Annotated in this window: 9 protein-coding genes; 3 read left to right on the top strand and 6 right to left on the bottom strand. The window is 58.7% G+C overall.

The window, feature by feature from the left end:
* Positions 1-28: 28 nt before the first annotated feature.
* Both argE and GOW56_RS07195 read right to left on the bottom strand, forming a co-directional pair.
* Positions 29-1,198 (bottom strand): acetylornithine deacetylase, encoded by a 1,170-nt coding sequence (gene argE / locus GOW56_RS07200; protein WP_171205448.1) that lies wholly within the window; start codon positions 1,196-1,198, stop codon positions 29-31.
* A 5-nt stretch (positions 1,199-1,203) separates the two neighbouring features.
* Positions 1,204-3,024: an ABC transporter ATP-binding protein gene (locus GOW56_RS07195; RefSeq protein ID WP_171205447.1), complete on the bottom strand. Its 1,821-nt coding sequence runs from the start codon at positions 3,022-3,024 to the stop codon at positions 1,204-1,206.
* A 285-nt stretch (positions 3,025-3,309) separates the two neighbouring features.
* On the opposite strand from GOW56_RS07195, the gene GOW56_RS07190 reads away from it, so the two are divergent.
* The 3 genes from GOW56_RS07190 to GOW56_RS07180 all read left to right on the top strand — a co-directional run bounded on the left by GOW56_RS07190 (position 3,310) and on the right by GOW56_RS07180 (position 7,091).
* Entirely contained in the window at positions 3,310-5,016 is a 1,707-nt protein-coding gene (locus GOW56_RS07190; protein WP_171114988.1) for a peptide ABC transporter substrate-binding protein, read from the top strand.
* Between the two features lie 94 nt (positions 5,017-5,110).
* Positions 5,111-6,118, top strand: a complete 1,008-nt coding sequence (locus GOW56_RS07185; protein ID WP_170343754.1) for an ABC transporter permease — start codon at positions 5,111-5,113, stop codon at positions 6,116-6,118.
* A complete protein-coding gene (locus tag GOW56_RS07180) occupies positions 6,111-7,091 on the top strand; it encodes an ABC transporter permease (RefSeq protein ID WP_152458617.1) in 981 nt (326 codons plus the stop codon). Before GOW56_RS07185 ends, GOW56_RS07180 begins: the two co-directional genes overlap by 8 nt.
* 7 nt (positions 7,092-7,098) lie before the next feature.
* Here GOW56_RS07180 and GOW56_RS07175 read toward each other — a convergent pair whose 3' ends face one another.
* From GOW56_RS07175 to GOW56_RS07160, 4 genes are all read right to left on the bottom strand, one after another.
* Positions 7,099-8,235: an MFS transporter gene (locus tag GOW56_RS07175; RefSeq protein WP_171205446.1), complete on the bottom strand. Its 1,137-nt coding sequence runs from the start codon at positions 8,233-8,235 to the stop codon at positions 7,099-7,101.
* Positions 8,236-8,303: 68 nt separating this feature from the next.
* Complete coding sequence (locus GOW56_RS07170; RefSeq protein ID WP_152458619.1) at positions 8,304-9,581, bottom strand: DUF3422 family protein; 1,278 nt, start codon at positions 9,579-9,581, stop codon at positions 8,304-8,306.
* A gap of 107 nt (positions 9,582-9,688) precedes the next feature.
* Positions 9,689-10,045: a VOC family protein gene (locus GOW56_RS07165; RefSeq protein WP_171205445.1), complete on the bottom strand. Its 357-nt coding sequence runs from the start codon at positions 10,043-10,045 to the stop codon at positions 9,689-9,691.
* A 161-nt stretch (positions 10,046-10,206) separates the two neighbouring features.
* Positions 10,207-11,661 carry an NAD(P)(+) transhydrogenase (Re/Si-specific) subunit beta gene (locus GOW56_RS07160; RefSeq protein ID WP_152458621.1) on the bottom strand — a complete coding sequence of 485 codons (1,455 nt, stop codon included), beginning with the start codon at positions 11,659-11,661 and terminating at the stop codon, positions 10,207-10,209.
* Positions 11,662-11,663: the final 2 nt, after the last annotated feature.

Raw genomic sequence — 11,663 nt, 5'->3', positions numbered from 1 at the left:
CCCTGAACCACTGAGGCCACGTTGAATGTTACGCCGCGCTCAGCCCTTCAACCAATCGTTGCATGAACCTATGCCCAGCTTCGAACTGCGCGATCGATATGAACTCGTTCGGCTGATGAGCCTGCGCGATATCACCCGGGCCGCAGATCACGGCTGAATACCCGGCCGCCTGAAACTGCCCCGCCTCGGTCCCATAGCTGACGACGTGGCTTGCGTTGTCCCCGGTCAGGGCGCGCACCAAAGCTTCGGCTTCTCCGTCCTGTTCGGGCACCAGCCCCGGGATCGCGAAATGCTCGGACAGTTCGATGCGCGCATCGGGGTGAACTGCCTGCATCCGAGCTTCGACCTGGCGGACCTGTTCGATATAGGCATCGCGCCATTCAGCCTGCGTTTCGTCCGGCACCGTGCGGAAATCCATCATGAAAGTGCAGTCTTTGGCGGTGATGTTATGGGCTGTCCCGCCTTCAATCATGCCGACATGACAGGTTGTCCACGGCGGGTCAAATACAGCCGCGATTTCGCTCGGCTCAGCAGCCATGCTTTCGGCATTTCTATGATTTGCCCAATCGATCAAAGGCGCCGCCGCCATGATGGCGTTCACGCCAGTATGCATGATCGAGCTGTGCACTTCGAACCCGACGATATGTGTATCGATGCCGAACCCGCCCTTATGCCCCGTCACCGCCTGCATCATCGACGGCTCACCCACTATCACTGCCGATCCCTTGGGCAGAACCTGTTGCATTGCTTCAATCATGGGCGGCGCACCGGTGCATCCGACCTCTTCATCAAAGCTGAGCGCCAGCTGAAGCGGCCGGCTGATATTGGCGTAGTGTGCTTCGACCAGGGCCCAGATGGCCAGGGCGTCAAACCCCTTCATGTCGCAGGTGCCGCGACCGAAGTACTTGCCGTCTTTCTCGGTCACCGTGAAAGGATCAGTGTCCCACGGCTGACCGTCCACCGGCACGACATCCGTGTGACCGGACAGAACCACCGCGCCTTCTTCCATTGGACCAACATGCGCAAAGATCGCGGCCTTGTGCGGTTGGTCCGGATCTGGCCAGCGGTGGCTTTCGATTCCGTGGCCCTGCAAGTAGTCCTGAACCCAATCCACCAGCGGCAGATTGGTATCACGGCTTACGGTCGGAAATGAGATCAGCTGTGTCATGATCTCAAGCGGGGTCAGGCGTTTCGCCATTGGGGTCAATACCCGCTGTCGGTGGTCAGGATGAAGTGCCCTGCCTCAACCTCTTGATATTGCGAAGGTTCCGGCGTGTAGTTGGTGGGGTGAATAGGAGAAGGGATCGGTTTGAAATTCAGATCCTTTTCCGATTTCCGCTTGTTCGGGTCCGCGATCGGAACCGCCTTCATCAGCGCCTGTGTATAGGGATGCTGCGGGTTCTCGAACACCCGCGCCCGGGGCCCGAGTTCGACAATGCGCCCCAGATACATGACCCCGACATAGTGGCTGACCCGTTCGACAACGGCCATGTCGTGGCTGATGAACAGGTATGACAGGCCCAGCTCGGACTGCAATTCCATCATCAGGTTCAGAACCTGCGCCTGAACCGACACGTCAAGGGCCGAGACCGCCTCATCCGCAATGATCAGCTTGGGGTTCAGGGCCAAAGCGCGGGCAATGGCAATCCGCTGACGCTGACCGCCCGACATTTCATGCGGGAAGCGACGCATGAAGCTGCGCGGTAATTGCACTTTATCGAACAATTGTGCCACGCGATCCTGAAGTTCGGATCCCGACGCCACATCATAATTGCGCATCGGCTCGGCGACCTGGTCGACCAACTGCATCTGCGGGTTCAAGGACGCGAACGGGTCCTGGAAAATCATCTGCATGTCCAGCCGCGCCTTGCGCAAACCAGACGGATCAAGCTTCATGATGTCGACACCGTCCAGATCAATCTCGCCCGCCAACGGCTCAACCAGCCGCAGGATCGAGCGCCCTGCCGAAGACTTGCCGCATCCGGATTCCCCTACAAGACTGAGCGTTTGCCCTTTGTTCAGAGTGAACGAGACATCCTCGACCGCATGAACGTTCGAAATCGTGCGCCGCAAAAGCCCGCCTTTGACCGGGAACCGTGTTGTCAGGTTCTTGACGGTCAGCAGAACCTCTTCCGTACCCGGAATTGGCGCAATATTCTGCCCTTCGACCCCCAGCAGCTTCATTGGCTCGGGCGCAGATTTTCCCTGCATCTCGCCCAGTTTCGGCACCGCGGCCAGCAACGCCTTGGTATAGTCGTGCTGTGGGTTTTCAAAGATTTCCTTGACCGTGCCTTCTTCGACCTTGTTGCCGCGGAACATCACAACAACGCGGTCAGCCATCTGGGCAACCACGGCCATGTCGTGGGTGATGAACATCACCGCAGTTCCGGTTTCCCGCTTGAGGCGGTCCATCAAGGCCAGGATCTCGGCCTGAATGGTCACATCCAGCGCCGTGGTGGGTTCGTCGGCGATCAACAGGCGCGGCTCACAGGCCATCGCCATGGCAATGACAACACGTTGGCGCATCCCGCCCGACAACTCGTGAGGGTATTGTTTCAGACGGCGCTCGGGCTCTGGGATACGAACCTGACGCAGCAATTCCAGCGCCCGTTGCTCGGCCTGCGCTTTCGTCATGTCCTTGTGGATGCGCAAACCTTCGGTCAACTGGCGGCCCACGGTGAAAACAGGGTTCAGCGCGGTCATCGGCTCTTGAAAGATCATCCCGATCTCGTTGCCGCGAATCTGCTTCATCAGATCCTGATCGGCCTTCGCCAGGTTCATTTCTTCGCCATCACGACGATCAAACAGCAATTCACCGCCCGCGATTTCGCCGCCACCGAACTCGACCAGACGCATCAAGGACAAAGATGAAACCGACTTCCCCGAGCCCGATTCGCCAACGATACAAACGGTTTCGCCTGGTTTGACCTCGAACGAGACGTCCTCAACACCAACAACGGGACCGTCCTTTGTCTGAAACTCCACCCGCAGTTTTTTGATTTGAGCAATAGGCTGATCCAGCACGTGCGCGCTCCCTTGACGAGGTTATTCTTGTTCTGAATGCCGAACGCTACGGCGGGCCACCGGGAAAAGTCAAACCCATTACACATTTTCGCGACGGCACCACTTGCATTTTTCTCAAGTTCTGTTTCGATACCCAACGTAACCGCCTTGGGGAGGCAGCGCCGATTTATGTCGTTAGCGCTATTATCTTTATTGATCAAAAACTTACCCCGAAGCGGCAACGCCAAACCCGCAGGCCTTGCGGAGATAATCGAGACACGAACGTGTCCAATTCGGGAGTGACTTATGAAAATCAAAACCCTTTTGCTTGGTGCGATCGCAAGCACGGCAATGGCCCCGATGGCCTTTGCCGAGCGCGGTTCGGACGGCAATGTCAGCATCATCTATTGGCAGGCTCCGTCGATCCTGAACCCGTTCCTGTCCGGCGGTACGAAAGACGTGGAATCAGCCTCGCTGGTGATCGAACCACTTGCCCGCTACGACCAGGACGGCAACATGGTGCCATATCTGGCGTCTGAAATCCCGACCGTGGAAAATGGCGGTGTCAGCGAAGACCTGACGTCGATCACATGGAAAATTGCACCGGGAATCACATGGTCTGACGGCTCTCCGTTCACCGCTGCTGACGTGAAGTTCACCGCCGATTACTGTATGCACCCGGAAGGTGGCTGCGCGCAGGTGACCAAGTTCGAAGGCGTCACCTCGGTCGAAGCTGTTGATGACCTGACCGTCAAGGTCACTTTCGACGCACCGACCCCCTTCCCCTATGGCCCGTTCGTCGGCGGTGAAAGCCCGATCCTTCAAAAGGCCCAGTTCGAAAACTGCATGGGCGCAAAAGCCCCGGAATGCACCGAACAGAACTTCAACCCGATCGGCACCGGCCCCTTTGTCGTCACCGAGTTCAAACCGAACGACGTGATTACCTTCAAGGCCAACGACAACTATCGTGATCCGGCAAAACCTGCCTTCGCGACCGTGACCTTCAAAGGCGGCGGTGACGCGACGGCTGCAGGTCGTGCCGTCATGGAAACCGGTGAATTTGACTATGCCTGGAACCTGCAACTGGCTCCGGAAGTGATCGCACAGATGCAGGAAGGTGGCAAAGGTACGCCGGTTGCGGGCTTCGGTCCGCTGGTCGAGCGCATCATGCTGAACCAGACCAACCCGTCGCCCGAGTTGCCGGAAGGCGAGCGTTCGACGGCCAAGCATCCGCACCCATTCCTGAAGGACCCGGCCGTTTACAAAGCCATGTCGATGGCCATCGACCGTCCGCTGCTGGTGGAAATTGGCTATGGTCAGGCTGGTAAAGTGACCTGCAACTGGGTTCCGGCCCCTGCCGCGTTCAACTCGACCTCGATGACCTGCGACACCCAGGATATCGAAGGCGCCAAGAAACTGCTGGATGATGCCGGCATCGTCGATACCAACGGCGACGGCGTCCGCGAGAAGGACGGCGTTCCGCTGAAGATCGTCTATCAGACCTCGACCAACGCTGTCCGTCAGGACTTCCAGGCGCTGATCAAGGAATGGTGGAGCCAGATCGGCATTGAAACCGAATTGCGCAACATCAACGCATCGGTCTTCTTCGGTGGTGACCCGGGCTCGCCCGACACGTTCCAGAAGTTCTATGCCGACGTTGAAATGTACGCCAACACCTTCAACGGCACCGACCCGCAGTCCTATCTGGGCAACGGTCTGTGCGACAAGGCACCGCGTCCCGAGACGCAGTGGCAGGGCGAAAACATCAGCCGCTTCTGCAACGAAGAGTTCGACAAGCTGCACGCTCAATTGGCCGAAACCGCTGGTCTGGAAGCGCGTGCGGAAATCGCCAAGCAGCTGAATGACATCATGGTTCAGAATGGTGGCATGATCCCGCTGGTTCACCGTGGTCGTCTGTCGGCGCACGCAAACACCCTGGGTGGCGTTGTCCTGAACGTTTGGGACAGCGAGCTGTGGAACATTGCGGACTGGTACCGCAAGACCGGTTCCTAAGCACTGACCTTGCAAAACCGCGCCCCGATCGTTATCGGGGCGCGGTCATTTGCATCCCACCCCAACAAGAAGACGCATATAAAGGCGCCTCTTAATGCTTAATTTCACAATCAGACGACTGGTGCTGGCCGTTCCAACGCTGCTGTTCATCAGCCTCGTCATCTTCCTGCTCCTCGAACTCGCACCCGGCGATCCGATGGCGCAGGTTCCGCTCACCGTTCCCCCCGAAGTCAAGGAAAAGATGCGCGAGGCGCTCGGCCTTGGCCAGCCGATGCATATCCGGTTCTGGAAGTGGATCGTGCAGTTCTTCTGGATCGAACCGCAGGTCCTGATCGACTCGATGTTCGGTACAACCTTTTCCGAAGGCGACCTGCGCGTGATATCCTGGCAGACCCGCTCGCCCGTCATGGACATCGTTGTTCAGCGTATCCCGCAGACTCTGTGGGTTGTCGGCACCGCCTATGTGGTCGCCATCCTGATCGCCCTGCCCATCGGCATCTATTCGGCTTATCGTCAGTATTCCTGGTTTGATCAGATGGGTACTTTCGTGTCGATGGTCGGTTTCTCTGTCCCGCCCTTCTTTTCGGGTGTGCTGGTGATCGTGATCTTCTCGGTCCAACTGGGCTGGTTCCCGTCGATCTATGACACCACGCATGTGGTCAACAGCTGGGACAGCTTCGTCGTGCAGCTGAAGCAGATGATCATGCCGGTCATGGTGCTGGCTTTGCAGATCACGGCACAGCTCAGCCGTTTCATGCGCGCCTCGATGCTGGACAATCTCAATCAGGATTACGTCCGCACCGCGCGCGCCAAGGGGCTCAGCGAATACACCGTGGTCATGGTCCACGTTCTGCGGAACTCGATGATCCCCGTGGTCACGGTCATTGCACTGGGTATCCCGGCCATCTTCGGCGGCGCCATCATCACCGAGCAGGTTTTCAAGGTGAATGGTATCGGCCAGTTGCTGATTGGCGCCATTCAGGCCAATGACCTGCCGATGGTGCAAACCCTGACCTTCATCTTTGCCGTGCTGATCGTGCTGTTCAACCTGATCGCCGACGTCCTGTATGGCATTCTGGACCCGAGGATTCGCTATGACTGATCACGACAAATCAGACACGCTGATCCCCGACGAAGGTCTGGCCCCGGCATCCACCGCGCTGCCAACCGCTGATGTGATGGAGGAACTCACGACCCCGCCGCGTAGCCAATGGCGCGACGTCTGGGATCAGTTCAAGACGCACAAGGGCGCCATGGTGGGTGCGGTGCTGTTCATCCTGATCGTGGCGGGCGTCTATCTGGGCCCCTATCTCTGGAGCATTGATCCAACGCAGATCGATATCCGGGCCCGCAATCAGGGGCCAAGCTGGGCGCATCCCTTCGGCACCGACCAGTTGGGCCGGGATATTCTGGCGCGCATGATGTCGGGCGGTCAAACCTCGGTATCGGTGGGCATCACCGCGATGCTGCTGGCACTGTTCCTGGGATCCTTCATCGGTGTTCTGGCCGGGTTCTTCAAACGGCTGGATGGTCCGCTTATGCGTCTGACAGACCTGTTTCTGGCCCTGCCCCTGCTGCCCTTGCTGCTGGTCATGATGCTGCTGTTCCGTGAACCCCTGTCGGCCGCGTTCGGGTTGGAGCGCGGGATCTTCATCCTGATCGTCTGCGCCATCGGTATCACCTCGTGGATGCCTACGGCGCGGATCGTACGGGGTGACGTGCTGGCCATCAAAGAGCGTGAATTCGTTCTGGCGGCCCGGTCCATCGGCACCAGCAACACTCAGATCATCACGCGGCATATCCTGCCGAACGTGTTGTCTCCGATCATGGTATCGGCGACGCTGGGGATTGCGACGGCGATCATTACCGAAAGCGCGCTTTCCTTCCTGGGTCTGGGCTTTCCGCCCGACTTCCCGACATGGGGCCGCCTGCTGTTCGACGGAGTCGATTACCTACAGCAATATCCCGAGCGTGTATTCTGGCCTGGTCTGGCAATCTCGCTGACTGTCCTGAGCGTCAACTATCTGGGTGACGGTCTGCGCGATGCGCTGGATCCCCGCATTCGCGGACGCTGAAACAAGTTCAGTCGGCGCGCCTCAGCGCGCCGGCCGACAGCACGATCAGAACGGCCAATGGCAACAGCACAGCGAAGGCCAGACGCAGGCCGAACACTTCCGCCAAAAAGCCGATCAACGGCGGACCGATCAACAGCCCCCCATACCCCAATGTCGCAACACTTGCGATGGCTTGCCCCGGCGGCACACTTGGATCGCTGGCCGCCCGGCTGAATGCCAGCGGCATGATCACGGCATAACCTATTCCCATCAATGCAAAGCCGGCCAGCACGGGCAAGATCGTTACTGTTGAAACCACCGTGAAAACGCCCAAAGCCGCGCAAATACCGCCGAACCGGGCGGAAACGACCGGTCCGAACCGGGTGATGACAAGCGCGCCTGCAAGTCGAAACGCCACCATGGTCACTGAAAATACCGCATAGCCCAAGGCAGCGACGCTTTCGGACGCCCCTGTGATGTCACGCAGATATATCGCGCTCCAGTCCGCGACGGCCCCTTCGCCCAATGCCCCGCACAAGGCGGCTATGCCAACCAGTATCAACGCACCGGAAGGCAAGGCGAAAACCGTACTCTGAGGCCCTTGGGATTGGCGCGAAGTCCAGCTTACCCAGGATGACGCAAGCGCAAGGCCAACAACCACGCCACCCGCCAACAGGAAGTGCACAAGAACCGTCAGCCCCATCTGAACCGCGACATACCCGCTGAGCGCGCCAAGTCCGGCCCCAAGGCTCCACATTGCGTGGAACGAGGACATAACGGGTTTGTCATATGCCTGCTCTACCTCGGCGGCCCATGCATTCATTGCAACATCCATCGACCCGTGAAAGGCGCCAAAGACAAAAAGGAACACTGCCAGCCCCCAAAGCCCATCAGCCATGGCAAGCAGGATCAGCGACCCCGTGTACAGAACCGCAATGATCCGGGTGATTGCAACTGCGCCGAATCGATCCGTAAGCCGCCCGGTTATCGGGAAAGAGCAGACAGCCCCCGCAGCCATGAACAACAGGCCATATCCAAGCGCCTCATGGGACAGTTCCAAGCGGTCACGTATGGCGGGAATGCGCGACGCCCAGATTCCGAACAGGGCACCATTCAGAATGAACATGGCGGCGACAGCGCGCCATGCTGCAACTATGCTTATCATTCCAAGCCCTCGCTCTGCTTGCCCAATGCCGCTGTTCTACAGGTCAGACGAACATTGGCAATTGCTGCTCAACCGAGCCGTTTGCGAATGCGTCGCACCGAGTACCACACCCCGGCGACAACCGGGATCGTTACCGCCGCCGTCAGCATGCCCTTGCTGATGCCAGAGGCCGTCAGCGGATACAAAAGATAGCTGACCAGCGAAACCGCGTAATAGCTGATGGCAACCACGGAAAGCCCCTCGACCGTGTGTTGCAAGCGCAGTGCCAGATCAGCCCGACGGTCCATGCTTTCCAGCAACGCCTGGTTTTGCGCGCTGCGTTCCACATCCACTCTTGTCCGCAGCAACTCACCGGCACGGATCGCCCGGTCCGACAAGGCCTGAAGCCGGCGTTCCGTGGATTTCACGGTGCGAATTGCAGGGTCATATCGGCGCATCATGAAATCGGCGAAATTCTGACCACCTTCGAAACGTTCTTCTCGCAACACTTCGATCCGCTGGTTGACGATGGCCTCATACGCCCCCGTAGCTCCGAACCGGAAGGAACACCGGGCCGACAAAGTTTCGAGCTCGATCGACGTTGCCAGCAAATCCTGCAACAGCGCGTCAGGCTGCGCCGAGTTGTCGGTCATCTGCCCCATCAATCGGGTGAGTTGCCCGTCCAGCTCTCCGATACGCGGCATCAGCTGCTTGACGCGCGCAAAACCCAGCATCGACATCGCCTTATACGTTTCTATTTCGCAAAGACGCTGAATAATCCGTCCCGTCCGGCGCCGTCCGGTGCCCTCGGCCACGAACAAGGCAAAGCGCATGTGACCTGCCGGATCGATCCGAAAATCACTGGCACAAACCGCTGCATCGTCCAACACCCTGGACACGGCCAGGCTTTCCGGCTCGAACCAATCCAGCAGTTTCGACTTCACCAAGTCGTCACTGTCGCGTTCAACGACGCGCATCAATACTGACGTAACCCTTTGGCCAGGACTGGCCATCAACCAATCGGGCGGAAAGACCTCAAAGTCAGCCGGATCAAAGGCGCGATCACTCACATTCTGCGCGATCGCCGTGTAGGTCACGAATTCGGTATGCTGCTCCCACTTCAACCAATGGCGGCCAATCTGACCCGCGTAATGCGTGGCGTCCGGCCGAGGGTGCTGCGCACCGTGGCGATCCAGCAGGTCGATCAAATGAGCCAAATCCTCACGTCGATCGCGCGCCACGGCGGCCTCGGGCTTTTTGATCGCAAGAAAGACCACCGTACAGGGCATTGACGCGACCGGGAACGGTCGCGCATGCAGTTCATTTGCCAGCGCATAGCGAAGGGGATGGTCGTCTATCGGTGTCATGTATGGCTCCGCCTCGTCACGCGCACTATACGGCACATAATTGATACATCAATTCTCTTTTTATTTCATATACTTACAGGGATACAACGGTATACAACCCTGCTATCTCATTGATTTGGCTGCCACAGCTCGATGGGGTTGCCTTCGGGATCATGGATGCGGGCAAATTTTCCAACTTCGCTGTCCCAGTCAGGATTGGTTTCCACCGTGATTCCAGCCTGCTCAAGCTGCGCCGTCAGCGCGGCCAGGTCGTCGACACGAAAATTGATCATCCACTGTTGATCGGTCCGTCCGAAATAATCAGTGTCCTCCGCGAATGGCGCAAAGACCGTATAGCCTTCACGCTGCTTCCAGGGCACGGGGTCATAATGATTGACGCCCAGGTGCTTCTCATACCAGGCGCTCAGCGCTTTAGGGTCGCGGGCGCGAAAGAACACTCCGCCAATACCATTCACTTTCTCCATCCTCGACCTCCTGCCATCTGTGCCGCCACCCCAGACTACCACACTCCGCCTGCTTCATCTGGCTGGAAATATCCTGGGGGTTTGGGGGCAACGCCCCCATGCACACTCAAAAAGAAAAGGGCGCCCAAAGGCGCCCTTTGCAATCTGATCAAACGCGACGATCAATCGATCATCGGCAGCAGCTTGTCCAGCGACTCCTTGGCGTCGCCGTAGAACATCCGGGTGTTCTCTTTGAAGAACAGCGGGTTTTCGATGCCGGAATACCCGGTGCCCTGACCACGTTTCGAGACAAACACCTGCTTGGCTTTCCAGCATTCCAGAACCGGCATTCCGGCGATGGGGCTGTTGGGATCTTCCTGCGCCGCCGGGTTCACGATGTCGTTCGAACCGATGACGATGGCCACATCTGTGTCCGGAAAGTCGTCGTTGATCTCGTCCATTTCCAGAACGATATCATACGGCACCTTCGCTTCGGCCAGCAGAACATTCATGTGGCCCGGCAAGCGGCCCGCCACAGGGTGGATTGCGAAACGAACGTTCTTGCCCTTGGCCCGCAGCTTGCGCACCAGTTCGGAAACCGATTGCTGCGCCTGTGCCACGGCCATCCCATAGCCCGGAATGATGATCACGCTGTCCGCGTCGTTCAAAGCCGCAGCAACGCCATCAGCCTCGATGGCGATCTGTTCGCCTTCAACGGCCATTTGTTCGCCCTGCGGGCCACCAAAACCGCCAAGGATCACGCTGACAAAGTGGCGGTTCATCGCCTTGCACATGATGTAGGACAGGATCGCACCCGACGAGCCCACCAGCGCACCGACCACGATCAGCAGGTCGTTGCCCAGCGAGAAACCGATCGCCGCAGCCGCCCAGCCCGAATAGCTGTTCAGCATCGACACCACCACCGGCATGTCGGCGCCGCCGATACCCATGATCAGGTGATAGCCGATGAACAGCGCCGCCAGCGTCATCAGGATCAGCGGGAACAGACCGCCTGTCGATGTGTACCAGATCAGGCAGATCAGCGAGAGACCCGCCGCCGCCGCGTTCAGCGCATGGCCACCGGGCAGCTTTGTCGCTGCCGAGGTCACCTTGCCCGCCAACTTGCCATAAGCTACGACCGACCCGGTAAAGGTGATCGCACCGATGAAGATGCCCAGGAACAGTTCCACATGCAGGATTGCCAGCTCAGCCGGGGTTTTCTTGGCAATCAGCTTGGCAAAAGACCCCAGATCGGACAGATCCGCCTGGCTGGCACTGTCCGCAATGGCCATGACCTGCGCCACGTTGCCGATCTCGAAATGCGCGTTGAAGCCGACGAACACGGCCGCAAGACCGACCAGCGAGTGCATCGCCGCAACAAGCTGCGGCATCTCGGTCATCTGCACGCGCTGCGCAACATATTGGCCGATGAAACCACCGCCCGCAATCAGCAGCAGCGACAGAAGCCACAGACCCGAGCCCGGGCCAACCAGCGTGGCAAAAACCGCCAGCGCCATACCGACGATGCCATACCAGACCGCGCGCTTGGCGCTTTCCTGGTTCGACAAACCGCCGAGCGAAAGGATGAAAAGGACAGCCGCAACAACATAGGCGGCAGTGGTGAAGCCATAATCCATGT

The organism is Ruegeria sp. HKCCA0235A (assembly GCF_013033235.1).
Classification (GTDB): Bacteria; Pseudomonadota; Alphaproteobacteria; order Rhodobacterales; family Rhodobacteraceae; genus Ruegeria.
Note: the sequence above shows the minus strand (reverse complement) of the source record. Positions and strands in the feature narration are given on the sequence as shown.

Coding starts and splice junctions, on each gene's coding strand:
- argE (WP_171205448.1), bottom strand. CDS start 1,198: ATGGCGAAACGCCTGACCCCGCTTGAGATCATGACACAGCTGATCTCA.
- GOW56_RS07165 (WP_171205445.1), bottom strand. CDS start 10,045: ATGGAGAAAGTGAATGGTATTGGCGGAGTGTTCTTTCGCGCCCGCGAC.
- GOW56_RS07170 (WP_152458619.1), bottom strand. CDS start 9,581: ATGACACCGATAGACGACCATCCCCTTCGCTATGCGCTGGCAAATGAA.
- GOW56_RS07180 (WP_152458617.1), top strand. CDS start 6,111: ATGACTGATCACGACAAATCAGACACGCTGATCCCCGACGAAGGTCTG.
- GOW56_RS07185 (WP_170343754.1), top strand. CDS start 5,111: ATGCTTAATTTCACAATCAGACGACTGGTGCTGGCCGTTCCAACGCTG.
- GOW56_RS07160 (WP_152458621.1), bottom strand. CDS start 11,661: ATGGATTATGGCTTCACCACTGCCGCCTATGTTGTTGCGGCTGTCCTT.
- GOW56_RS07190 (WP_171114988.1), top strand. CDS start 3,310: ATGAAAATCAAAACCCTTTTGCTTGGTGCGATCGCAAGCACGGCAATG.
- GOW56_RS07175 (WP_171205446.1), bottom strand. CDS start 8,235: ATGATAAGCATAGTTGCAGCATGGCGCGCTGTCGCCGCCATGTTCATT.